Annotated in this window: 22 protein-coding genes and 1 riboswitch; of the genes, 8 read left to right on the forward strand and 14 right to left on the reverse strand. The window is 70.0% G+C overall.

From position 1 onward, the window contains the following. Nucleotides 1-27: 27 nt before the first annotated feature. The 7 genes from AB0333_RS10385 to hisD all read right to left on the reverse strand — a co-directional run bounded on the left by AB0333_RS10385 (nucleotide 28) and on the right by hisD (nucleotide 6,129). Nucleotides 28-342 (reverse strand): hypothetical protein, encoded by a 315-nt coding sequence (locus AB0333_RS10385; protein ID WP_366218616.1) that lies wholly within the window; start codon nucleotides 340-342, stop codon nucleotides 28-30. A 71-nt stretch (nucleotides 343-413) separates the two neighbouring features. Then, nucleotides 414-1,556 (reverse strand): Ig-like domain-containing protein, encoded by a 1,143-nt coding sequence (locus tag AB0333_RS10390; protein WP_366218617.1) that lies wholly within the window; start codon nucleotides 1,554-1,556, stop codon nucleotides 414-416. A gap of 222 nt (nucleotides 1,557-1,778) precedes the next feature. After that, a complete protein-coding gene (locus AB0333_RS10395) occupies nucleotides 1,779-2,783 on the reverse strand; it encodes an aldo/keto reductase family protein (protein WP_366218618.1) in 1,005 nt (334 codons plus the stop codon). Nucleotides 2,784-2,910: 127 nt separating this feature from the next. Beyond that, nucleotides 2,911-3,114, reverse strand: a complete 204-nt coding sequence (locus AB0333_RS10400; RefSeq protein ID WP_115932123.1) for a cold-shock protein — start codon at nucleotides 3,112-3,114, stop codon at nucleotides 2,911-2,913. A 248-nt stretch (nucleotides 3,115-3,362) separates the two neighbouring features. Next, nucleotides 3,363-3,842, reverse strand: coding sequence for an RNA-binding S4 domain-containing protein (locus AB0333_RS10405; protein ID WP_366218619.1), 480 nt, complete (start codon nucleotides 3,840-3,842; stop codon nucleotides 3,363-3,365). Nucleotides 3,843-3,937: 95 nt separating this feature from the next. Further along, entirely contained in the window at nucleotides 3,938-4,492 is a 555-nt protein-coding gene (locus tag AB0333_RS10410) for a flavin reductase family protein (protein ID WP_366218620.1), read from the reverse strand. Nucleotides 4,493-4,565: 73 nt separating this feature from the next. After that, nucleotides 4,566-4,685: riboswitch (SAM riboswitch) on the reverse strand. A 136-nt stretch (nucleotides 4,686-4,821) separates the two neighbouring features. After that, nucleotides 4,822-6,129, reverse strand: a complete 1,308-nt coding sequence (hisD, locus tag AB0333_RS10415; protein WP_366218621.1) for a histidinol dehydrogenase — start codon at nucleotides 6,127-6,129, stop codon at nucleotides 4,822-4,824. Between the two features lie 103 nt (nucleotides 6,130-6,232). Here hisD and AB0333_RS10420 point away from each other — a divergent pair, with 103 nt between their 5' ends. Continuing rightward, nucleotides 6,233-7,942, forward strand: a complete 1,710-nt coding sequence (locus AB0333_RS10420; RefSeq protein ID WP_366218622.1) for a mechanosensitive ion channel domain-containing protein — start codon at nucleotides 6,233-6,235, stop codon at nucleotides 7,940-7,942. 80 nt (nucleotides 7,943-8,022) lie between these two features. Here AB0333_RS10420 and AB0333_RS10425 read toward each other — a convergent pair whose 3' ends face one another. From AB0333_RS10425 to AB0333_RS10435, 3 genes are all read right to left on the reverse strand, one after another. Continuing rightward, on the reverse strand, nucleotides 8,023-8,562 hold the full coding sequence (locus AB0333_RS10425; RefSeq protein WP_366218623.1) for a universal stress protein: 540 nt from the start codon (nucleotides 8,560-8,562) through the stop codon (nucleotides 8,023-8,025). A gap of 27 nt (nucleotides 8,563-8,589) precedes the next feature. Continuing rightward, nucleotides 8,590-9,429 carry an SDR family NAD(P)-dependent oxidoreductase gene (locus AB0333_RS10430; protein WP_366218624.1) on the reverse strand — a complete coding sequence of 280 codons (840 nt, stop codon included), beginning with the start codon at nucleotides 9,427-9,429 and terminating at the stop codon, nucleotides 8,590-8,592. 170 nt (nucleotides 9,430-9,599) lie between these two features. Beyond that, entirely contained in the window at nucleotides 9,600-10,466 is an 867-nt protein-coding gene (locus AB0333_RS10435; protein ID WP_366218625.1) for an MBL fold metallo-hydrolase, read from the reverse strand. 11 nt (nucleotides 10,467-10,477) lie between these two features. On the opposite strand from AB0333_RS10435, the gene AB0333_RS10440 reads away from it, so the two are divergent. From AB0333_RS10440 to AB0333_RS10465, 6 genes are all read left to right on the forward strand, one after another. After that, nucleotides 10,478-11,587 carry a glutathione S-transferase C-terminal domain-containing protein gene (locus AB0333_RS10440; protein ID WP_366218626.1) on the forward strand — a complete coding sequence of 370 codons (1,110 nt, stop codon included), beginning with the start codon at nucleotides 10,478-10,480 and terminating at the stop codon, nucleotides 11,585-11,587. Between the two features lie 51 nt (nucleotides 11,588-11,638). Then, nucleotides 11,639-12,682: an NAD(P)-dependent alcohol dehydrogenase gene (locus AB0333_RS10445; protein ID WP_366218627.1), complete on the forward strand. Its 1,044-nt coding sequence runs from the start codon at nucleotides 11,639-11,641 to the stop codon at nucleotides 12,680-12,682. Between the two features lie 126 nt (nucleotides 12,683-12,808). Then, nucleotides 12,809-13,585, forward strand: a complete 777-nt coding sequence (locus AB0333_RS10450) for a 5-oxoprolinase subunit PxpA (RefSeq protein WP_366218628.1) — start codon at nucleotides 12,809-12,811, stop codon at nucleotides 13,583-13,585. Continuing rightward, the gene (locus AB0333_RS10455) at nucleotides 13,582-15,381 is read left to right on the forward strand and encodes a carboxyltransferase domain-containing protein (RefSeq protein ID WP_366218629.1); all 1,800 of its coding nucleotides are present in this window, start codon (nucleotides 13,582-13,584) and stop codon (nucleotides 15,379-15,381) included. The genes AB0333_RS10450 and AB0333_RS10455 overlap by 4 nt, the downstream gene beginning before the upstream one ends. After that, on the forward strand, nucleotides 15,378-17,180 hold the full coding sequence (locus AB0333_RS10460; RefSeq protein ID WP_366218630.1) for a biotin carboxylase N-terminal domain-containing protein: 1,803 nt from the start codon (nucleotides 15,378-15,380) through the stop codon (nucleotides 17,178-17,180). Before AB0333_RS10455 ends, AB0333_RS10460 begins: the two co-directional genes overlap by 4 nt. Then, on the forward strand, nucleotides 17,173-17,865 hold the full coding sequence (locus AB0333_RS10465) for a GntR family transcriptional regulator (RefSeq protein ID WP_366218631.1): 693 nt from the start codon (nucleotides 17,173-17,175) through the stop codon (nucleotides 17,863-17,865). The genes AB0333_RS10460 and AB0333_RS10465 overlap by 8 nt, the downstream gene beginning before the upstream one ends. A 32-nt stretch (nucleotides 17,866-17,897) precedes the next feature. Here the strand turns inward: AB0333_RS10465 and AB0333_RS10470 are convergent, their stop codons facing one another. Together AB0333_RS10470 and AB0333_RS10475 are read right to left on the reverse strand one after the other, a co-directional pair. Then, the gene (locus AB0333_RS10470) at nucleotides 17,898-18,686 is read right to left on the reverse strand and encodes a putative hydro-lyase (protein WP_115932109.1); all 789 of its coding nucleotides are present in this window, start codon (nucleotides 18,684-18,686) and stop codon (nucleotides 17,898-17,900) included. 5 nt (nucleotides 18,687-18,691) lie between these two features. Then, nucleotides 18,692-19,849, reverse strand: a complete 1,158-nt coding sequence (locus AB0333_RS10475) for an NRAMP family divalent metal transporter (RefSeq protein ID WP_211309104.1) — start codon at nucleotides 19,847-19,849, stop codon at nucleotides 18,692-18,694. 289 nt (nucleotides 19,850-20,138) lie between these two features. Between AB0333_RS10475 and AB0333_RS10480 the strand changes: the two genes are divergently transcribed. Beyond that, entirely contained in the window at nucleotides 20,139-20,423 is a 285-nt protein-coding gene (locus AB0333_RS10480; RefSeq protein WP_115932108.1) for a Rho termination factor N-terminal domain-containing protein, read from the forward strand. On the opposite strand, the gene AB0333_RS10485 is transcribed toward AB0333_RS10480, so the two are convergent. Further along, nucleotides 20,420-21,481, reverse strand: coding sequence for a DNA topoisomerase IB (locus tag AB0333_RS10485; protein ID WP_366218632.1), 1,062 nt, complete (start codon nucleotides 21,479-21,481; stop codon nucleotides 20,420-20,422). The two genes, AB0333_RS10480 and AB0333_RS10485, sit on opposite strands and share 4 nt — an antisense overlap. A 1-nt stretch (nucleotide 21,482) precedes the next feature. Continuing rightward, a complete protein-coding gene (locus AB0333_RS10490; RefSeq protein ID WP_366218633.1) occupies nucleotides 21,483-22,556 on the reverse strand; it encodes a Ku protein in 1,074 nt (357 codons plus the stop codon). Nucleotides 22,557-22,562: the final 6 nt, after the last annotated feature.

Here is a 22,562-nt window from a genome sequence, read left to right on the forward strand (position 1 = left end):
CTGAACGGGAACAGCGGCTGACTGGGCCTAGGCTGTGACGCCTGAGCCTTCCTCGTCCTCGTCCTCGTCGTCCCGACCGGCCCACTCGGAGTCCTCGTCCGGCTCGGCAGCGCCGCCTGAGTCATCGGAACTGCCCTCCTGGTAGTCCGGGACGCCGTTGTAGTCCTCGTCCCCGTCCAGCAGGAAGGTGTCCCGGCGCAGCGGGTCGATCGCATCCAGTGAATCCGGGTCATCGGAGGACCCGTGGTCCGTGGTCCCGTCGCGGCCGTCAGCCGGCTGCTCCAGGTCGTTCTCGGGCTCTTCGATGAATTGCTGTTCCAGATCGTCTTCGTAGCGGGCCAACTCGAACCTCCTGAATCTCGGGCGGCCCTCCGGCGGACAATCCGTCCAAACGGCCGCATCGTCCGGTCAGTCTAGTGCCGACGGCCGCCGCGGGGCACGGCCGCCAGGGCGAGGGCGATGAGGGCGATCATCATGAAGCCCACCCCCGCGAACAGCCACAGGGTGGACCCGGTGTGCGCGGTCCGGTCGGCGGCGGCCACGGGCTCCGCGCTGCCAGTGTCCTCGGCGGCGTTACCGCTGGGGAAGTTCCCGCCGCCGGGACGCGACGTCATGCCAGCAGAGATGCCGGCGACGAGCTTCTCGGCATCCGCCACGGCCCGGACCGGGCAGGCGATGGCGGTGTCCCGGATGATGTTGCTGAGCTTCTGTGCGCTCGACGCCTCGGCCGTCGGTTCGGAGGGTGATCCGGTGCCGTCTGGTGTCTGACTCTCGGAACCGCCGCCGTCCGCGCCGTCGCCACCCGAGCCGCTGCCGCCTGCATCTGCGGAGGCTGAGCCGCCCGGGGCGGCGCCGTTGCCGCCGTTCCCGTTGCCGCCGTTCCCACTGCCGGGGGGCCCGGTGGGCGCACCGCTGCTCGGGCTCAAGCCGCCTGGTGTGGTCGGATTGTGGCTCGGGGCTGGCGCGGGGGCCGACGTCGGTGTTCGGGTCGGCGTGCCCGACCCGCTGGTCGGCTCGGGGCTGGGGTCCGGGGCGGAACTCGTGGGATTCGGTGTGGGGGCCGGGCTCGTCGGGGTGGGGGTGACTGTGGGTGGGGGAGTCGGGGTGGGCGTGGGGCTCGGTCCGGGTTGCACCACGATCGAGATCTCGCATTCGGACGTACCTCCCCGTCCATCGTCCGCGGTGACGGTGACGCCGTCACCACCACGGGCATCGGTGGGCGCCGTGTACGTCACCACGTGTCCCTCTACGGTGGCCTCACCGCCGAGCCAGGATCTCCCCGCGCTCAGGGTGATGGTGTCCCCGTCCGGGTCTAGGACCACGATGCGGACGGATTCGGTGTCGCCGGCCTCGGTGACGAGACCGGGGCAGTCGATCTGGGGAGGCTGATTGGCGCCGGAGGGGGGTGAGGGCGACGGGGAGGGGGACGGCGGTGGGGGTGCGGGGGCCGCGGACTGCGTGGGGCCCAGGGAGTCGCTGGGGGAGGGCACCGGGGTGGCCTGAGCGGTTCCGACCAGTCCGGTGAGGAGGGCGAGGGTGCCGGCGGTGGTGGCCACGGTACGTCCGAGGAGGCGGAGAGCTCGACTCGGGGAGGCGTGGCCAGGAGAGCGTCCTGCCGTGGTGGTCATGCTCCGCCCCCCGTTGGTTGGCACTTGACCCCGTGTTGCCCGCCCTGTCCAGCAGAACGGGCAACACCGGCTAACTGTGATCATACCGTGATCTACAGGGATGTCCACATCACGGAAGCGTCACAGTTTGGGGAGTCGTGCCCGGCCAGGTCAGACGGCGCGACCCTCGGGGACGGACACGAGCGAGGGATCATCGGTGACGACATGGCCGATGGCCGCGTCAATGGCACCCAGGGTCGCCTGGTCCAGGGTGAGGTCCAGGGCCTTGACGTTCTCGGCGATCTGCTCGGGGCGGGACGCTCCCACCAGGGCGCCGGCCACGTTGGGATTGGACAGGACCCAGGCGATCGCGAGCTGGCCCATGGTGGCACCGAGCCCGTCCGCGATCGGACGCAGCTTCTGGACGGCGGTGAGGACCTCATCCGTCATCTTGCTGGCCATCGAGCGCGCTCCGCCCTTCTCGTCCGCTCCGCGGGATCCCTCCGGGGCCTGTTGGCCGGGCAGGTACTTGCCGGTGAGGATGCCCCCGGCCATGGGGGACCAGACGATCTGGGACAGTCCAAGGTCCTCGCAGGTCGGGACGACCTCGGCTTCGATGACGCGCCACAGCATGGAGTACTGGGGCTGGCTGGAGATGAGCTGGAACCCGAGCTGGGCGGCCATGGCATGGGCCTCGCGGATCTTGTCCGCCGGCCATTCGGAAACGCCGATGTAGAGGGCCTTGCCGGCGCGGACGATGTCCGCGAACGCCTGCATGGTCTCCTCCAACGGGGTCTCCACGTCGAAGCGGTGGGCCTGGTAGAGGTCCACGTAGTCCATTTCCAGGCGCTGCAGGGATCCGTTGATGGACTCCATGATGTGCTTGCGGGAGAGGCCGGTGTCATTGTGGCCCTTGGGGCCGGTGGGCCAGTAGACCTTGGTGAATACCTCGAGGGACTCCCGGCGTTCGTTCTTCAGGGCCTCACCCAGGACGCTTTCCGCCTTGGTGTTCGCGTAGGTATCCGCCGTGTCGAAACTGGTGATGCCCTGCGCCAGGGCCTCCTTCACACAGGCATGGGCCGTCTCATTCTCGACTTGGGAGCCGTGGGTGAGCCAGTTGCCGTAGATGATCTCTGAGATCTTGAGCCCGCTGTGGCCCAGGTAACGAAATTTCATGGTTGTACCCTAGACCGGATTCCGCCGAGGTGGGGCGCTGACATGGCGCGTTGGTCACAGCAGAACGGCCACCGTCCCCGAGGGGAGGGTGGCCGTTCTGGAGCCTGAAGGGTTCAGGCGAGCTCGATCAGAGCGGGCGGACTGCCGCAGCCTGCATGCCCTTGGGGCCCTGCTGGGACTCGAACTCGACCTTCTGGTCTTCCTGCAGTTCGCGGAAGCCATTGCCCTCAATGGCGGAGAAGTGAACGAAGATGTCAGCGGACTGATCATCCGGGGAGATGAAGCCGTAGCCCTTCTCTGCGTTGAACCACTTGACGGTACCGGTAGCCATGATGGGCCCTTTCCTGAGGTTGTAAACCCGTCGGTCTTCCAACGGGGGCGAAGCGGCGTGTGCGAAACCGCTTCCTACAACGCTCCGAACGGCCCGAGGGCCAACCGGTCCGCAGTGGTGACGGACTTACTGCTACTACTACTTCTGAGACACATAATACGGGAGATGCCGCGGAACTGAAGCCCCCATTTTTCCCGGTGCGCATTCTTTTCCCGGTGTTCATCTGAGTCCGTCATCGGCCCAGGAGCTCACTCGGGATCGAGGCCGGGATCGAAGCCGGGATCACGAAGGACAGAGTCGTGCTCTGGGACGGCACGGCTGCGGAGCCGGTCCAGCTGGCGCCGGTCGCGCTTGGTGGGTCGGCCGGCGCCGCGGTCCCGGCGAGGCACGGCCAGCAGTTCCCGTGGCACGGGTTCCGGGGAGTGATCGAGGTAGTGCCGGACCGCCTCGGGGGCGCCGACCCGCTTGGCCACCAGGCCGGTGACTTCGAGGATCCGCTCTCTGCCCGGAAGGCGCAACCGGATGGTGTCGCCCGGCTTGACCGGTTGGGCGGCCTTGGCGGGCTGCCCGTTGAGGCGGACGTGACCGGCCCGGCACGCCGTGGTGGCGGCTGACCGGGTCTTGTACATGCGCACGCCCCAGAGCCAGGCATCCAAGCGGACCGGGCCGGCCGGCGTCGTGCTCGAGCCCGAACCCGAACGCCGCGCGGACGGAGTGACGGAAGGCATGCCGGACATCCTACCTCCGGGCCGCACGCCGGCACCGAGGTCGCTTTGCGGGCAGAAAACAGTACTCTTCTCTGCCCGCAAAGCGAGGGGTCGGGTTACTGGTTGCCCTCGGCGGTGCGCAGGTTGCGGAAGGCCGAGCGGTGGAACACGATCGGCTCGTGCTCTGCGGAGTGATCGTGCACGCCGTGCACCTCGAGCAGGACGATGGTGTGGTCACCGGCCGGCAGCTCGGAGTAGACGGTGGTGTCCAGCCACAGGGCGGCGCCGTCCAGGAAGATCGCGCCCTCATCCGTGGACCGGATGTCCAGGCCGGCGAAGCGGTCCCCCTCCTTGGAGGCCAGCTGACGGCAGACGTCGGTGTGGTCCTCGCCGAGGATGGAGATCCCGATCCGCTCGGCCTGCTTCAGCCGGGGCCAGGTGCGGGAGGTGTTCTGCACGGCGAAGGAGACCAGCGCCGGCTCCAGGGAGACCCCGACGGTGAAGGACGAGGCCACGAGGCCCTCCTTCGCACCGTTGGCGACGCCGGCGAGCGCCGCCACGCCGGAGGGGAAGTGGGAGAAGGCCGAGCGAAGGGTCTGTACGGACAGGTCTCGATCGAGGTCACTGTCGAGGTCGGTCTGCTGCAGGTCGTGGGTAGCCAGGGCGGTCATGGTGGGTCCTCCGTCCGAAGGCGCATCTGCACGGCGGCACGCCACGGGAGGCTCCCGATCGGCACCAGCAGAAACGCGGTACTTGCCCGCCGGGGCATCCGGTAGGCCGAATCCTCACCTGGAGCACCCCACTACTGCGTGAAGAGGGTTGCCGTCCCGCAAGCCAGGGCTGTAACAGCGGGAACTCGTGATTCTGGATCCAGACTAACGACGGACGTCCGGAACGGTCAAAGGGTTTCTCGAACTATGAACCCCCGTGACCAACGCGCCCCCGCCACCGCCGCCTCCCACCCCCGGGGTGCGGCGGTCGCGGAGGAGCAGGCAGCAGGTCAGCGGAAGCGCAGGGAGACGGCCTCGCCGTGGGCCGGCAATCCTTCTGCCGTGGACAGTGCGGCGATCTTGGTGTCCAGTTCCTTCAACCCCGTCTCCGTGTAGCGGATGAGCTGCTGCAGGCGCAGGAAGCTCACCGTGTTCAGCCCGGAGGAGTAGCGGGCGGAGCCGCCGGTGGGCAGCACATGGTTGGAGCCGGAGGAGTAGTCGCCCAGCGGAACGGGCGCGTGTGGGCCCACGAACACGGCACCGGCATTGGTCACCCGGCGGGCCGTCTGCAGGGGGTTCACGGTGTGGACCTCGAGGTGCTCGGCGGCGTAGGCGTCGGCCACGGCCAGCGCCTCGTCCAGGGTCCCCACGAGCAGGATCCCGGACTGCGGGCCGCCCAGAGCCTGGCGGATCTGCTCCTCGTGGAAGCTCCCCGGCACCTGCCGCTCGATCTCCGCCGCCACGTCCCGGGCCAGCTCGGGTGAGGTGGTGATGAGCACCGAGCCGGCCATGGGATCGTGCTCGGCCTGGCTGATGAGGTCGGCAGCCACCCACCGGGCATCGGCGGTGCCGTCGGCCAGCACGGCGATCTCGGTCGGCCCGGCCTCCGCGTCGATGCCGATGGTGCCGAGCAGGGCGCGCTTGGCGGCGGCCACGAAGATGTTGCCCGGCCCCGTGACCATGTCCACGGGGGCACACACGCGAGTGCCGTCGTCGTCCGCCACGCCATAGGCGAACATGGCCACCGCCTGGGCGCCGCCCGCGGCGTAGACCTCATCCACGCCGAGCAGCGAGCACGCCGCGAGGATGACCGGGTGCGGGAGGCCGCCGAAATCCTTCTGCGGCGGGGAGGCGACCGCGAGCGAGGCGACCCCGGCGGCCTGGGCCGGGACCACGTTCATCACCACGGAGGAGGGGTAGACGGCGCGGCCGCCCGGAACGTAGAGGCCCACGCGGTTCACCGGGACCCAGCGGTTCTCGACGATGGCACCTTCCCCGAGGTCCACCTCGGACCCGGAGGGAATCTGGGCGGCGTGCACCTTGCGGGCTCGGTCGATGGACTCCTCGAGGGCGGAGCGGACCTCGGGGTCCAGGGACTCGAGCGCCTCGGCGAGCTTCTCGGCCGGCACGGCCAACGACGGCGGCCGGACCCCGTCGAACTGCTCGCCGAGATCCAGCACGGCTCGGGTCCCCTCGGTGCGGACCCGGTCCAGGATCGGCAGCACCTTCGGCACGGCGGCGGCCACATCGACCTCGGCGCGGGGGAGCACCGTGGCGGGATCGTAGGTGCGGCCGCGCAGGTCCGTGGTGGCAAGCATGGGGTGGCTCCTGTGATTCCGAGGGTTCGGCTGGTTTCGGTGGTCCAGCGTCCATTCTCCCCCCGTTCAGGAACGTCTGAGCACCAGATGACAGACTGGGGCCATGCCCAGTTTGTCCTCCTTCACCGATCTGTTCACTGATCCACTCTCCAGTCCGTCCACCTCGATCCTCGCCTCCGGCGCGGGACCGGAGTCCGCATCGACGCCCGACCCGAGCGGATCCCCGGAGAACATGCAGGACAGCGTGCGCGAGGGTGCCGAAGGGGCCGTCGACTCGCTCGGACCGTTCTGGGGGATGCTCTCCACGGTGGCGATCTCCGTGGCGTTCGCGCTGGCCGTGCTGGTGGTCGCCTGGCTCCTGGTCAACGCCCTGCTGCGCCGCAAGCCCCAGCTGCGCAACCAGGTCGCCCGGTGCCGGGTCCCGGTGGCGCTCGCCGCGGTGCTGCTGGCGGTGCGGATCGCCCTCGGACTGACCGCCGCCACGTACGCCTGGTTCAACGGCGTGAACTTCCTGCTGATGGCCGGCATCATCGGCTCCCTCGCCTGGCTGGCGCTGCGGGTGGTGCGGATCGTCGAGGAGCGATTGCTCGGCAAGTATGCCTCGGAGGGCGTGGACGACCGCCGCGACCGCAAAATCCGCACCCAGACCGTGCTGCTGCGGCGCGTGATCCAGGCCGCCGTCATCGTCATCGCCGTGTCCATCGTCCTGTTGACCATCCCGCAGGTCCGCGCCGTGGGCGCCGGTCTGCTGGCCTCGGCCGGCGTGATCTCCGTGGTGGCCGGCCTCGCCGTGCAGTCCACCCTGACCAACGTGTTCGCCGGCATCCAGCTGGCGTTCACCGATGCGATCCGGGTGGGAGACGTGGTGACCGCGGACGGGGTCTACGGCACCATCGAGGACATCACCCTGTCCTACGTGGTGGTCAAGATCTGGGACGGGCGCCGGGTGATCTACCCCTCCAGCCACTTCACCACCACCCCGTTCGAGAACTGGACCCGCACCGGGTCCGCCCTGTCCGGGACCGTGGAGATCGACGTGGACTGGCGGGTTCCGGTGGACGCCACCCGAGAACGCCTCAAGGCTTTGCTGGCCTCCACCGAGCTCTGGGACGGCAAGGACAGCACCATCCAGGTGAGTGAGGCGCTGGGCGGCACCGTGAAGCTCTGGGTGGCGGTCTCCGCCCGCAACGCCGGCGACCTGTGGGACCTGCGCTGCCTCGTGCGGGAGGACCTCGTCAACTTCCTGCGCAGCGAGCATCCCGAGGCGATCTACGCGCAGCGCTTCGCCGAGACGCCCGTCCACGCGCCGTCCCTGGCGCCCGTCGGCGCCGAGCCCGGTACGGGCGAGTTCCGTGCCGTCGAGCCAGGCGCCGGGGTGCCGGCGGGACATCAGGACGACGGCGGCGCGTCCGGCGGGGTGCCCGGTGGCGCGAGCGGTGGCGTGACCGGTGGCGCGAGAGGATCCCAGCCGCGGACCCCCACCAGCCCCCTGCCGCAGGTCCATCCCGTCACGGGCCAGCAACCGACCACCGGCGCCACCGCGGCCGTCACGGGCTCCACGCCCCTGACCCGGTCCAGTGACGACTCCACGGTGTTCACCGGCTCCATCACCGCGGTGGAACGCAATCGCGAGTTCGCCGGCCCGGGTGAGGCGGCCTTCGCCGAACGCAAGGAGAAGGCCGCCGAAGCCGCTGACCCGGAGGGCGCGGAGTCCGAGCCCCGTGATGGTGCCGCGCCGGATGAGCCCGTGGACGGGGAGCTGCGGCGACGTCCCGGTCCCGACGCCACAGGACCTGACCACGGCGACCGCTGACTCCGGTGGCCGCACCGGCTCAACCCTGCCGGTCAGCTCTGAACAGCCGGTCAGCTCTGAACAGTAGGTGCGGTGGTGGGTTACCGGCGCGGACCCGTGTCGGTCCTGGCCGAATTGGTGCCGTCCGGAGCATCGGTGATGTCCGGGGCTTCCGCGAGGAACCGCGGCTCCGGGGCGGCGGTGATGTCCTTGGACGGCGCATCGCGGACCACGCCGGAGGTCTGGGCGGGATTCTCCTTGACGCAGAGCACGGGCTGGTCGAGCTCCTTGAGCAGCCCGTCCGAGACGGAACCCATGACGAAGCGGCCGAAGGTGCCGCGGCGCTTGAGGCCGATCACCACGACGGAGGGCTGTACCTCGTCCGCCACGTCCTTGAGCTCATCCACCGTCGAGCGGCCGCGGGCGTACTGGCGGAACTCGGCGGGCAAGCCGGTGGAGTCCAGGAGCGTCTGTAGTTCCCGCTGCTGGTCCTCGGTGACCATGGAATCGTGCTGGTGCTCTCCGCCGGGCCCCGCGTTGACCACCAGCAGGGCCTCACGGGTCAACCGGGCGATGCGGATGGCCTCCTCGAGTGCGGCCTTGGATTCCTTGCTGTCCGTGTAACCGACGAGAATGGTCATGGTCGGTACTCCTCTCGTCGTCAGGGGCTAGGTGGCTTTGGGCTCGATCCGGCTGAACCGCTCCACCACGGCGTCCGGGCTGAACCGGGCGGCCGTCATGAGGGAGCGATACCGGCGGGAGGGGATGCACACGCTCCGGCCCTCGGCTGCGGCGGTCAGGCCCTCGCGGACCACGTCCTCGGCATCCATCCACGCCCACCGCGGCTTCTTGGAGGTGTCGATGCCGGCCCGGGTGTGGAACTCGGTCCGCACCGGTCCCGGGCACAGAGCCGTGATGGTGACACCGTCAGGCTTGTACCGGGTGTTGGCCCATCGGCTGAAGCTGATGGACCAGGCCTTCGCGGCGCCATAGCTGCCCTCGGGGAGGAAACCGGCCACGGAGGAGACGTTGATGATCCGGCCGCCGCCGCGGGCCAGGAAGGCCTGGATGGCGGTGTGGGAGAGCAGCATCGGTGCCTCGACCAGCAGCTTGAGCATGGCCAGTTCGTCCTCCGCCTCACTGGCGTGGAACTCGGTGGCCAGGCCGGAGCCGGCATTGTTCACGAGCATGGTGATCGGCTGCTCGCGTTGACGCAGCCGTGCCGCGACCACCTCGACGCCTTCGGAGGTGGACAGATCCGTGGTGAGGGTCTCCACGCTGATGCCGTACTGGGCCTCGAGGCCCTGGGCCTTGGCCACCAGCTGGTGGGGGTTACGGGACGTGATCACGAGGTGGTGGCCCTGCCCGGCGAGCTGACGGGCGAATTCGGCGCCCAGCCCCGCGGTGGCGCCGGTGATCAGGATCGTCTGGCCGGTGCCTCGGGGTGAGGCCTCGACCGGGACGAACTCGTCCTGCTGGAGTGTGCGTTCATCGAGTTGTTCTGCCACGTGGTCCGCCTTGCTTCAGGACTGTCGTCCGACTGCCGAAAAGTACTCGGGAGGTGGGGGTGGAGGTGGTGGGCCCTCCACGTCCCATGATATTCGCGAGCACCCCCCGAATGACGGCAGAGGGGCGGCGCGGGAGATCACAGTCTGGACACTCTCGGCAACGGCCGATGTCAGACCTCGTTCTCCAGGTAAGCCAGCTGGGCGGACAGGGACTTGACGGCGGCGGGTCGCACGCGTTCGTCGATGTCCGGGTACACGGTGTGGGAGAGCAGCCGGGCGAGCTCGTCGATCGAGGCGGCGTTCCGCTGCCACTCCTCCAGGTCTGCCAGCGCCTGGCGTGCCTGGTCCAGGCGCTGCCGGCGGTGGTTGCGGTAGATCGCCCCGACCTGCGCCATGGACGGCAGGACGGGACCGTGAGCCGGCAGCACCGTGGCGTCCCCGAGGGCGATGAGGATCTCCAGTGAGTGCAGGTAGTCCGCGAGCGTGCCGTCCGGGTGGTCGATCACCGTCGTTCCCCGCCCCAGCACCGTGTCCCCGGTCAGCACCGAGCCGGCCGCGCCGTCGTCGGGCAGGGCGAAGGAGTAGGAATCCGAGGTGTGTCCGGGTGTGTGCCAGGCCGTGATCACGACGCCGGCCGCGGGGATCCGCTCGCCCGGCACCAGGGGTGCCCCGCCGCGCGACCAGTCGGGGGAGCCGCCGCGGACCGGGGCCCCGGTCTGCGTGGCGAAGAGGTCCACGGCGCCGGTGTGGTCTCCATGGTGATGGGTCACGAGGATCAACTCGATCCGGCGGCCCCCGGCGGCCTCGAGCACGGCCTCCAGGTGCTGCTCGGCACCCTCCACTGGACCCGGGTCCACCACGACCACGGTCTCGGCCTCCGGGTCCCCGATCAGATAGGTGTTGGTGCCCTCCAGCGTCATGCCCGAGGGGTTGTCCGCCAGCACGGATGTGGTCAGGTGCGAGTCCGCCTGCGGTGCGGGCGAAGGGACCGGCGGCTGTGCGGGCTGTGGCTCTGGGGCGGGTGCGGTGGAGGCCATAGGCTCAGTGTATGGACCAGAACGAGAACCGACAGGGCAGTTACGTGATGTCCGGGCAGGAATTCACCCGGGACACCCATTACATCCAGGACCGGATCGTCGCTGACCCGGCCGCCGCGCTGGCTGCGCCGCGGATCGCCGGGGACAAGGTCGGCAGGGCGCGGGGCGGCCTGACCGAAGACGCTGAGGCCTGGCCGGTGGAACCCGGCCGCTACCGCCTGGTGGCTGCCCGAGCCTGTCCCTGGGCCAACCGCACCATCATCGTGCGCCGGCTGCTGGGGCTGGAGGACGTCCTCTCCCTCGGCACCCCGGGCCCCACCCATGATGAGCGGTCCTGGACCTTCGACCTGGATCCCGGCGGCAAGGACCCTGTCCTGGGAACCGAACGCCTCCAGGAGAACTACTTCCAGCGCTTCCCCGGCTACCCGCGTGGCATCACCGTCCCAGCGATCGTGGACATCCCCACCGGTGCGGTGGTGACCAACGACTACCCGCAGATGACCCTCGACTTCTCCACCCAGTGGAAGAAGTACCACCGTGAGGGCGCGCCGGACCTGCTTCCGAAGGAGCAGCTGCCCGAGATGCGGGAGGTGGTCACCCGCATCTTCACCGAGGTCAACAACGGCGTGTACCGCTGCGGCTTCGCCGGCTCCCAGGAGGCCTACGACTCCGCCTATGACCGTCTCTGGACCGCCCTGGACTGGCTTGAGGAGCGCCTGACGGACCGGCGGTACCTCATGGGGGGCACCATCACCGAGGCCGACGTGCGGCTCTTCACCACGCTCGCCCGCTTCGATCCCGTCTACCACGGTCACTTCAAGTGCAACCGCAACAAGCTGGATGAGATGCCCGCGCTGTGGGGGTATGCCCGGGACCTGTTCCAGACGCCCGGCTTCGGGGACACGATCGACTTCACTCAGATCAAGAGCCACTACTACGAGGTGCATCGGGACATCAACCCGACCGGGATCGTGCCGCAGGGCCCGGACCTGAGCGGCTGGCTCACCGAGCACGGGCGCGAGGAGCTCGGCGGCTCGCCGTTCGGAGCGGGGACCGCGCCGGGCCCGGTGCGCGATTCCGAACGGGTGGCCGCCGGCCACAATCCCCTCTACCCATCCTGACCTGCCCTGACCTGACCTGGCCCGAAACCCCTGCCCCAAAGGAGACCAAGCATGCGCGCTGTCGTGTTCGAGAACTACCAGACCTTCCCCGTCCTCAAGGACGTCGAGAAGCCGGTGCCCGGCCCCGGCGAGGTCCTGCTCAAGGTGGCCGGAGCGGGTGCCTGCCATTCCGACGTCGCAATCTTCCAGGACTTCACCGAGGGGGCCCCGGGCGCCATTCCCCCGGCCTTCACCCTCGGTCACGAGAACTCCGGCTGGATTGAAGAGCTCGGCCCTGGCGTGGAAGGCCTGAACAAGGGGGATGCCTACCTCGTCTACGGGCCTATCGGGTGCCAGCACTGCCGAGCCTGCTCGCGCGGCCAGGACACCTACTGTGAGAACGCGGCCACGATGCCGTACCTGGGCGTCGGCCTGGGGCGCGACGGAGGCATGGCCGAGTATGTGCGTGTGCCGGCCCGCAACCTGGTCCCCCTGGGGGACGCCGATCCAGTAGCGGCGGCATCCCTCTCCGACGCGGCGGTGACCCCTTACCACGCGATCAAGCTGGCTCTGCCGCACCTCAACGGTGGGGGCAAGTACGCCCTGGTCATCGGCCTGGGGGGCCTCGGCCTGCTCGGTGTGCAAATCCTCAAGGCTCTCACGGGCGCCACCATCATCGCCACGGACATGAAGCCGGAGGCCATGGCCGAGGCGGAGAAGCTGGGGGCCGTCACCGTGTCGGGCGGCGAGGACCAGGTCGAGCGCATCCGCGAGATCACCGGAGGGAAGGGCGTGGACGCCGCGTTTGATTTCGTGGGCGTCGGGCCGACCGTGAGGACCGCGATGGGCTCCACGGCACGTCAGGGCCGCTGCACGATCGTCGGGATCGCCGGAGGCTCCTATGACTGGTCCTTCTTCACGGCACCCTACGAGGTGGAGCTGACCAGCACCTACTGGGGCACCATCGAGGAGCTCTACGAGGTGGTCGACCTGTTCAAAGCCGGGCAGGTGAAGCCGATGTACACGACCTACCCCATGGACAGGGCCCTCGACGCCTACCGGGCCCTGGTGGACGGGAAGGTCTCCGGCCGCGCCGTCGTCGTGCCGCATACCTGAGGACGACTCCCGCGTTCACTGCGCCGAACGGTGAATCCAGAGCCGCCCCACAAACTTGGATTGTTGAACAATCGGTGCCTGTGGGGCATGCTGGGGTGACCATGACGAGAGACGGAGGTCACCACCGTGAACGCACAGGGCAGCACAGCACAGATCGACCTGAACAGTGACGTCGGTGAGTCCTTCGGCTCCTACACGATGGGCGACGACGCCGCGATCTTCCGCTCGGTGTCCTCCGCGAATGTCGCCTGCGGTTTCCATGGCGGCGACCCGTCAGTGATCGCGCAGACCTGCCGGGATGCCGCGGCGGCGGGGATCACGGTCGGCGCGCACGTGGCCTACCGGGATCTGGCCGGTTTCGGCCGCCGGTTCCTGGACTGCTCGCCCACTGAACTGGCCGACGACGTCCTGTACCAGATCGGCGCCCTGGAGGCGATGGCCCATGCGGCCGGGACCGCCGTCCGGTACGTCAAACCACACGGCGCCCTGTACAACACGATCGTCCACCACACCGTGCATGCCCGTGCCGTGGTGGACGCCGTCAAGGCCTACGATCCCGAGCTGCCGCTCCTGCTGCTGCCTGGCGCCGTGGCCGCCGAGATCGCCACGGCCGAAGGGATGCGGGTGGTGACGGAGGCCTTCGCCGACCGCGCCTACACCCCCGAGGGCACCCTGGTCTCCCGCCGTGAGCCCGGTGCCGTCCTCCTCGACGAGGCCCTGGTCGCCGAGCGCATGGTCCGTCTCGCCACCGAGAACACCCTGACCGCGGTGGACGGCACCGAGATCCGCGTGGAGGCGGCCAGTATCTGCGTCCACAGTGACACCCCCGGGGCGGTGGCGATGGCAGCCGCCGTCCGGGCCGGCCTCGAGGAGGCCGGAGTGCGGATCGGTTCCTTCGCGTGAGCGGAGCCATTCCAGGCACCCACCGCCCCGGGCCGGGAACCAGCTCGCGCGGTATCCGCTGGGCCGGCACTCGGGCCTTCCTCGTCGAGTGCGGGTCCCTGTCCGACGTCGTGGCGTTGCACGCCCGTCTCTCCTCCGAGCCGTTGCCAGGGCAGGTACAGGCCCTGGCCGCCGCTGAGACCCTGGCGCTGTCCTTCACCCATCGCGAGGCGGCCCTGTCCGCCGCGGAGGTCCTGCGCGGGTGGGGGCCGGTGGAGGGCGACCTGCAGGCGGGCGGACTGGTGGAGATCGAGGTCGTCTACGACGGCGAGGACCTGGAGGAGGTCGGTGAACTGACCGGTCTGGGCCGGGAGGGGCTCATCCGCTGGCACACCGGGACCGAATGGATCGGGGCCTTCGGCGGCTTCGCCCCCGGCTTCACCTACCTGGTGCCGGCGGACCACCCGACGGTCGGCCCAGTGGCCGGATCGGCGGATGGTCGGCCCGAGGATCGGGTACCGGATGGCCGGGCCTTGGACATCCCCCGCCGCGCCAGCCCCCGCACCACGGTCCCGGCCGGATCGGTCGCCCTGGCCGGACGCTTCTCCGCCGTCTACCCCCGGCCCTCCCCGGGCGGCTGGCAGCTGATCGGGCGCACCACCGCGGCCCTGTGGGACCTGGACCGTTCCGAGCCCGCGTTGGTGGCCCCGGGGGACCGTGTCCGCTACCGTGCCGTCCGCGAGCAGGCGCGCCTCGGCGCGGGAGGAGGCACTGGCCTCGGCACCGCTGCACCCGGCCCCGGCACGACGCCGGCCGGCACCACGGTACCCGCCACCGGTCCCGCGGTGGTCGTCGAGCACCCCGGACTGCAGTCGCTCCTCCAGGACCTGGGCCGGCCGGGCCAGGGCGATCTCGGCGTCTCCGCCGCTGGTGCCGCGGACGTGGACTCGGCCCGGCAGGCCAACCGGATCGTGGGCAACGCCCCGGGGGTGGCCGTGATCGAGACGCTGCTCGGCGGACTGCGGCTGCGCGCACGCGGACACCAGGTCCTGGCGTTGGCCGGTGCCGAGGCCCCAGTGATCATCACGGCCGTCGCCGGAGGACTGCCTGCCGACCGGATCGTGGTCCGTCGGACACCCTTCGCCCTCTACGACGGGGAGACCCTCGAGATCGGCGAGCCCACGGCCGGGCTGCGCACCTACGTGGCCGTGCGCGGAGGCCTGGAGGCCGACGTCGTGCTCGGCAGCCGATCGACGGACACCATGTCCGGGCTCGGGCCCGCACCACTGGTCGCCGGCACCGAGGTTCCGGTGGGCGCGGGCCCGCGCTACGCCGCCGTCGGGAGCGATGAACGGCCGTTGCGGCCGATGCCGCGGGCCGGGGCGACGACGGAGCTGCGCGTGGTTCCCGGACCCCGCGATGACTGGTTCGGGGCGGCCGGGCTGGACCGGCTGACCGGCCAGGACTGGCTCGTGACCGACCAGTCCAACCGCATCGGCGTGCGGCTCGCAGTGGCCTCGGGCGGGACGTCGCATACCGGCAAGCCCCTTGAGCGGATCAGGGACGGTGAATTGGCCAGCGAGGGTGCCGTGACCGGGGCGCTGCAGGTGCCGCCGTCCGGGCTGCCCGTGCTGTTCCTGGCGGATCATCCCGTCACCGGCGGCTATCCCGTGATCGGGGTCGTGGTTTCGGAGGACCTGACCCTGGCCGCCCAGCTGCCCCCCGGGGCACACGTCCGCTTCGTGCTGACCCAGTCCGAGACCATCCCGTCCGAGACCGTCTCCTCGGAGACCGTCCCCGAGAGGACCGATCCATGAGCCCACACCGAACCCTGACCAAGGTCCTGATCGCCAACCGCGGTGAGATCGCCGTGCGCGTGGCCCGCGCCTGCACGGATGCCGGCCTCACCTCCGTGGCCGTGTACTCGGATCCGGATGCGGACGCGATGCACGTGCACCTCGCCGACAAGGCCTATGCGCTGGAGGGCACCTCCGCCGCGGAGACCTACCTGGACATCGGCAGGCTGCTCGAGATCGCCCGGCGCTCCGGGGCCGACGCCGTGCACCCGGGCTACGGCTTCCTGTCCGAGAACGCGGACTTCGCCGAGGCCGTGATGGAGGCCGGGTTGACCTGGGTCGGTCCCTCCCCGGCGGCGATCCGTGCCCTCGGGGACAAGGTCTCCGCCCGGAGGATCGCCGTCAACGCCGGGGCGCCCCTGGTCCCGGGAACCGATGGACCAGCGGAGGACGCCGCCCAGGTGCGGGCCTTCGCCGAGAAGCACGGCCTGCCCGTGGCCATCAAGGCCGCCTTCGGCGGTGGCGGCCGCGGTATGAAGATCGTGCACCGGATGGAGGAGGTGGAGTCCGCCTTCGACTCCGCCGTGCGGGAGGCCGTGGCGGCCTTTGGCCGTGGCGAGTGCTTCGTGGAGCGGTTCCTGGAGAAACCGCGGCACGTGGAGGCACAGGTGCTGGCGGACACCCACGGCACCGTGGTGGTGGTCGGCACCCGGGACTGCTCCCTGCAACGCCGGAATCAGAAGCTCGTGGAGGAGGCCCCCGCGCCGTTCCTCAGCCCGGAGCAGCGCGAGCGCATCCACGCCTCCGCCAAGGCGATCTGCCGCGAGGCCGGCTACACCGGTGCCGGAACGGTCGAGTACCTGGTGGCCCCGGACGGGCTGATCTCCTTCCTCGAGGTCAACACCCGCCTCCAGGTGGAGCACCCCGTCACCGAGGAGACCACCGGCGTGGACCTGGTCCGTGAGCAGTTCCGGATCGCTGCGGGGCAGCGGCTCACCTTGACCGAGGACCCCACCCCGCGCGGGCATGCCCTCGAGTTTCGGCTCAACGCGGAGGACCCGGCCCTGGGCTTCCTGCCCTCCCCGGGGACGGTCGAGGCCTTCGAGGCGCCCACCGGTGCAGGAGTCCGCGTGGACACCGGTGTGCGCTCGGGATCCACCGTTCCGGCCGAGTACGACTCGCTGCTCGCCAAGCTCATCGTCTGGGGAGAGGACCGTCAGCAGGCGATCCGGCGGGCACGGATGGCCCTGGGCGAACTGGCCATCCGCGGCCTGCCGACCGTGGTCCCGTTCCATCAGGCCGTCCTGGACCACCCGGACTTCACCTCGCAGGACGCGCTCGGCGTCCACACGACCTGGATCGAGTCGGCCTTCGCCGCCGACCTGGAGGCCTCGCCCTACCTGGCCTCGGCCGCGCCGGGAGCCGAACGCACGGAGCTGACCGTGACCGTGGACGGCAAAGCCGTCAGCCTCGGCCTGCCCGCCGAACTGGTTCGTGCGCTGCGCAGTGGCGGCAGCGGGTGCGGCGGTGGCGACGCTGGCGGTGGTGTCGGCCGTGGCGCGGCCCGGACCGACGGTGGACCGGGACTCGTCCCGGAAGGGGATCGGGCCGGCGTCGTCCCTGCCCCGATGAACGGCACCGTGGTGACGTGGCTCGTGGAGGACGGGGCCGAGGTGACCGCCGGGCAGGACCTGGTGGTGCTGGAGGCGATGAAGATGGAGACCGCCGTGCCAGCGCCGGCGGCCGGTGTCTTCACCCGCGCCGGACTCGGCCCGGGCGACCCGGTGAAGCGCGGGCAGGAACTGGGTCGCCTTGACTGAACCCTCAGCACGAACGCCGGCACCGGCACACACGGCGCGTGCCGCGCACGCGCACACGGGAGCGTGGGCGGCGCAGGTCCTGCGCACCAGGATCTCCCGCGGTGAGTTGTTGCCCGGGGCCAAGCTGGCGGAGCAGGGGCTCGCCGCCGAGCTGTGCGTCTCCCGGAACACCCTGCGCGAGGCCTTCGGGACGCTGGCAGACGAGCTGATCGTCGAACGGCTGCCCAACCGGGGGGTCTTCGTCGCCAAGCCGGATGCGGAGGACATCCGGGAGATCTACCGAATCCGCCGCATGATCGAGCCGGCCGCACTGCTCTGGGGGGAGCTGACCGCACCGGCGCTGGCCGAGCTGGACGAGATCGTCCGGCGCGCGCTCGCCGCCCTCGCGGCCGGTGACGTCCCCGGCATGGCGGACGCGAACCAGCAACTGCACGGGGTGATCGTGGCGATGGCCGGATCGCCGACCCTGTCCACGGTCATGGACCGGACGCTGGCCCGGATGCGGCTGGTGTTCTACCGGATGTCCGATGCCCCCGATTTCCATTCGGGGTACGCCGAGCACAACCGTGACCTGGTCCGGATGCTGCGGGAAGGCCGCCGTGAGGAGGCCGCCGCCGCCCTGCGGGCGTACCTGGACACCGCCGAGGCGGAACTGCTGGGCCACTTGGACCGCTGGGGACTCTGACCCGGCGGACAGACCCGGCCCGGCTGCGGGGTTCAGGGCACCAGGTAGTCGGAATCCCGCGCGTCGGTGATGAGCATGTGTCCGGGTGCGTGGCCGATCGCCAGTGGGGGTCGCGACTCCATGACGGCCGCCTGCGGGGTCACGCCGCACGCCCAGAAGACCGGGATATGCCCGGCCGGGATCTCCACCGGGTCGCCGAAGTCCGGGCGGGACAGGTCCGTGATCCCGAGTTCGTGCGGCGCCCCCACGTGCACGGGCGCCCCGTGGACCGCGGGGTAGCGGGAGGTGATCCGGACGGCGTCGGCCACCTGGGACGCCGGGACCGGCCGCATCGAGACGACCAGTGGCCCGGACAGGGTCCCGGCCGGGGCACATCGGGTCGAGGTGCGGTACATCGGCACGTTCACCCCCTGCTGCTGGTGGGCCACGGGCACGCCGCCGGCCACCAGAGCTGCCTCGAAGGTGAAGGAACAGCCGACGATGAACGTCACGAGGTCCTCCCGCCACCAGTCGGTGATCTCGGTCGGCTCCGCCACCGGCATTCCGTCCTCGTAGACCACGTACCGCGGGACGTCCGTGCGGATGTCGCCGCCGGCCAGTAGGCCGGAGGTGACCTGGCCGGCGTCGAGCACGCCCAGCAGGGGCATGGGCTGGGGGTTGCGCTGGGCGAACAGCAGCAGGTCGAAGGCGTGGGGCGCCGGGACGATGATCAGGTTGGCCTGGGCATACCCTGCGGAGATGCCCGACGTCGGCCGCACCAGCCCGGCGCGGAAGCGCGCCCGGGCCTCGGCAGGGGAGAGGGTGGACAGGTTCTCGGTCATGCGGTTCAGGCTCCGGTCAGCAGGTCGATGGCGGGGCCGAAGGAATAGACAGCCAGGAACACGGTCACCAGCCAGGCCATCACCCCGATGACGATGAGCCACACGGGGTACAGGTAACCGCCCAGCAGGTCCCGGCGGCGCAGGGCGACCCACAGCAGCACGGCGAAGCCGATGGGCAGGATCAGGCCGTTGAACGCCCCTGCGAAGACCAGCAGGGTCTGGGGCGCCTGACCCAGGAAGGCGTAGATCACGGCGCAGACGGCGATGAAGGCCACGGTGAGCATGTTGCGGCGGCGGGGGTTGCCGTCCGTCCTGGTGATGAAGGAGACGGAGGTGTAAGAGGCGCCGATCACCGAGGTGACCGAGGCGGCCCACAGGACCACGCCGAACATCCGTAGCCCGATCTCGCCGGCGGCATGCTGGAACGCCTCGGCCGCCTGGTTGTCACTGGTCAGGGCCACGCCGCTGGCCACCACGCCGAGGATCGCCAGGAACAGCAACACTCGCATGACACCGGTGACGATGATGCCGAGGATGGAGGTGCGGGTGATCTCCTTCACAGCCCCTGGGCCGCGGATGCCCGAATCGATCATGCGGTGGGCACCGGCGTAGGTGATGTAGCCGCCCACCGTGCCGCCCACCAGGGTGGTGATGACCAGGATGTCCACGGTCTCCGGCATGACCGTGTTCTTCAGGGCCTCTCCGACGGGCGGCGCGGCCACGACGGCCACATAGAGCATGAGCAGGATCATGACGGCGCCGAGCATCACGACGATCCGGTCCAGGGCCATGCCGGCCCGCTTGGACAGGAAGATCAGGATGGCGACAGCCGCGGAGACCACGCCGCCGATCTTCGGATCCACGCCGAGCATGGCATTGGCCCCGAGGCCGGTCCCGGCGATGTTGCCGATGTTGAAGACCAGGCCGCCGGCGAAGACCAGGGCCGCGAGCACCCAGCCGATGCCCGGTAGGACCTTGTTGCCGAGTTCCTGGGCGCGCAGCCCGGAGATGCCGATGATGCGCCAGACGTTCAGCTGTACGGCGATGTCCACAAGGATCGAGATCAGGATGGCGAAGGCGAAGGCAGCGCCGAGCTGGACGGTGAACGTGGTGGTCTGGGTGATGAAGCCCGGACCGATGGCGCTGGTCGCCATGAGGAACATGGCACCGAACAGGGCCGTGCGCTGGGCGTTTCTCGGACGCCGTTTCCGGGCGGCCGGGGCGTTCGCGGGTGCGGGGTCCTGCGTGGGTTCCTCCATGGTGTCCTTCCAGGGGCGCGTGATGCGGGTCACCGATTGAATCTGTGGGAACACTACAGGTTGTTCAACAATCATGGCAATACATTGTTCAACAATCAGAGCGCGTGACCCGGGGAGGGGGAGCATCCTCCAGCCGGAGGACACGGCGGAGGGCCGGTTGAAACGGACCGCTCCGCGGGCGCAGACTGGCCGCATGGCCAAGAAGAATGCATCCAAGGAATCCGACGCCCCGCAGATCAAGGACGAGGAGATGTACGAATCCCTCCGCGAGGACGGGGCCAGCAAGGAGAAGGCGGCCCGGATCTCGAATGCCGCCGCCCGAGACAGCCGGTCCGAGGTGGGTGAGCGCGGCGGCGAATCCGGTTCCTATGACGACTGGACCGTCGAGGAACTGAAGGACCGTGCCAAGGAGCTGGACCTCTCCGGCTACTCCGATCTCCGCAAGGAAGAACTGATCGACAAGCTGCGCAACCACTAGTCACCGCCGGTGAGCAGCCGCAGCAGCGCCCGGTCCGGCTGACGGTCCAGGTCCATCACCCGTCCCCGCTCGAACAGGTCCACCACCCGGGGGTCCACGTAGGACTCCCGGGCCACGGTGGGCGTGTTGTGGAGCAGGTCGGCCGCCGCCTGCACGGCGATCTTCACCGCATCCGGCCCGCTCACTCCGGCGCGGTGTGAACGGGCCAGGGATCGGGCCGCCGCCACGGTCCCCTGCCACGTGCGGAAGTCCTTCGCGGTGAACTCCAACCCCGCCAGGTCCGTGAGGTAGTCATTCACATCCGCTGCCGTCACGCCCTTCCATTCCCGGCGCCGGCCGGCCCTGACGGGGTACGCCACCGCCGGTGCGGTGCGCGGGGCCGCCGGGATGCCGTCGAAGAAGTCCGCCAGATCGGGGTCCTTGACCGTCACGTCCCACTCGCTGCCGGACTTGCCGCGGAACACCAGGTGCACGTGTGGGACGTGGACGTCCACATGCCGGCGCTGCAGGGTGGTTGCCCCGAAGGCCTCCAGCTGTCCCGTGTGCTCGGAGCCGCCGACTCGCAGGGCTGCCCGGTCCATCAGCCGCACGGCGGCCGCCAGCGTCCGACGCCGGCCCGTCGCGTCCCCGTTCGCCGTCCCGCTCGCGGTGGTCCCGGCTGCGCCGGTGGATCCGTCCGTGCCGTTCGCGCCGGCCGCACCGGCCGCACCGGCAGGGCGAAGGTCCCGGCTCACCTGGCGGCGGAGCGCGGGCAGGGCCTCCGCGAAGGACAGGGCCCGCTCGTACTTCTCCGCATCGCGCCGGGCACGCCACTGGGGATGGTAGAGGTACTGGGTCCGGCCGGCGTCGTCCACCCCGGTGGCCTGGATGTGTGCCTGCGGATCCGCGGCGATCCAGACGTCCGTCCACGCGGGCGGGACGGCCAGGCCGCGGAGGCGTTCGAGGGTGGCGGCGTTGCTGATCCGGTGCCCGTTGGCGCCGCGGTAACTGAAGCCCGTGCCCGACCGGCGCCGGCTGTAACCACCGGTGCCCGGCGTCGACTTCCGCAGCCGGGCCATCTCAGGCGCTCTTGCGGCGGCGGGAGCCGGACTTCTCTCCGGACGTCGCGCTGGATTTCGCCGGCTTCTTTCCGGACGAGCCGGACTTCTTCGCACCGGTCTTCCGCCCACCGGACGCCTTCGAACTGGACGCCTTCGAGCTGGACGCCTTTGAACTGGACGTCTTTGCACCGGTCTTCCGACCACCGGACGCCTTCGAGTCGGGCTTCTCCGTTCCCGACGGCGTGGTCCCGGATGTGGATCGGGACTTCTTCGCCGCCGTCCTGCGGCCACCCCGCTTCTTGTCCAGGGAGGCCTTCAGGGCCTGCATCAGGTCGATGACCTCGGCGTCCTCGCCGGCATCCCCGTGGCCCGACTCGTCCGGACGCTCGCCGAAGGTGGCCTCGGTGTCCAGGGCCTCACCCTGCTCGAGCTTCGCATCGATGAGCTGGCGCAGCTCGACCTGGTAGGAGTCCACGAAGTCCTCCGGCGTGAAGTCGGAGGCGAACTGGTCCACCAGCGCCGCCGCCAGCTTCTTCTCCTTGGTGCCGATGGTGGAGCGGGACCGAACGGCGGGAAAGTCCACCTCGCGGACCTCATCAGCCCAGTGCATGGACTGCAGCACCAAGATCCGGTCCTGGACCCGCAGCACCCCCAAGCGGGTCTTCTGCCGCAGGGAGAACGTCACCACGGCGGTGCGGTCGGTGTCCTCCAGGGCCTGCCGCAGCAACAGGTAGGACTTGGGGGACTTGCCCTGGGGCTCCAGGAAGTAACTCTTGCCGAGCGTGAGGGGATCGATCTGGTCCGAGGGGACGAACTGCACCACCTCGATCTCGTCGTTCTGGGCCTCCGGCAGGGACTCGAAGTCCTCGTCCGTCAGCACGACCGTCTGCTCGCCGTCCTCATAGGCCTTGTCGATGTGCTCGTAGTCGATCTTCTTCCCGCACACCTCGCATCGGCGCTGGTAGCGAATCCGCCCGCCATCGGCATCGTGGACCTGGTGCAGGGCGACGTCATGTCTTTTCGTCGCCGAATACGCCTTGACAGGCACGTTCACCAGTCCGAAGGTAATAGATCCAGACCATACGGCTCGCATGGACGC

The organism is Citricoccus sp. NPDC079358 (assembly GCF_040702545.1).
In the GTDB taxonomy this organism is placed as follows: Bacteria; Actinomycetota; Actinomycetes; order Actinomycetales; family Micrococcaceae; genus Citricoccus.

Coding starts and splice junctions, on each gene's coding strand:
- AB0333_RS10405 (WP_366218619.1), bottom strand. CDS start 3,842: ATGCCTTCCGTCACTCCGTCCGCGCGGCGTTCGGGTTCGGGCTCGAGC.
- AB0333_RS10470 (WP_115932109.1), bottom strand. CDS start 18,686: ATGACCGAGAACCTGTCCACCCTCTCCCCTGCCGAGGCCCGGGCGCGC.
- AB0333_RS10425 (WP_366218623.1), bottom strand. CDS start 8,562: ATGACCATTCTCGTCGGTTACACGGACAGCAAGGAATCCAAGGCCGCA.
- AB0333_RS10420 (WP_366218622.1), top strand. CDS start 6,233: ATGCCCAGTTTGTCCTCCTTCACCGATCTGTTCACTGATCCACTCTCC.
- AB0333_RS10460 (WP_366218630.1), top strand. CDS start 15,378: ATGAGCCCACACCGAACCCTGACCAAGGTCCTGATCGCCAACCGCGGT.
- hisD (WP_366218621.1), bottom strand. CDS start 6,129: ATGCTTGCCACCACGGACCTGCGCGGCCGCACCTACGATCCCGCCACG.
- AB0333_RS10395 (WP_366218618.1), bottom strand. CDS start 2,783: ATGAAATTTCGTTACCTGGGCCACAGCGGGCTCAAGATCTCAGAGATC.
- AB0333_RS10485 (WP_366218632.1), bottom strand. CDS start 21,481: ATGGCCCGGCTGCGGAAGTCGACGCCGGGCACCGGTGGTTACAGCCGG.
- AB0333_RS10400 (WP_115932123.1), bottom strand. CDS start 3,114: ATGGCTACCGGTACCGTCAAGTGGTTCAACGCAGAGAAGGGCTACGGC.
- AB0333_RS10490 (WP_366218633.1), bottom strand. CDS start 22,556: ATGCGAGCCGTATGGTCTGGATCTATTACCTTCGGACTGGTGAACGTG.
- AB0333_RS10410 (WP_366218620.1), bottom strand. CDS start 4,492: ATGACCGCCCTGGCTACCCACGACCTGCAGCAGACCGACCTCGACAGT.
- AB0333_RS10480 (WP_115932108.1), top strand. CDS start 20,139: ATGGCCAAGAAGAATGCATCCAAGGAATCCGACGCCCCGCAGATCAAG.
- AB0333_RS10445 (WP_366218627.1), top strand. CDS start 11,639: ATGCGCGCTGTCGTGTTCGAGAACTACCAGACCTTCCCCGTCCTCAAG.
- AB0333_RS10435 (WP_366218625.1), bottom strand. CDS start 10,466: ATGGCCTCCACCGCACCCGCCCCAGAGCCACAGCCCGCACAGCCGCCG.
- AB0333_RS10475 (WP_211309104.1), bottom strand. CDS start 19,849: ATGTTCCTCATGGCGACCAGCGCCATCGGTCCGGGCTTCATCACCCAG.
- AB0333_RS10440 (WP_366218626.1), top strand. CDS start 10,478: ATGGACCAGAACGAGAACCGACAGGGCAGTTACGTGATGTCCGGGCAG.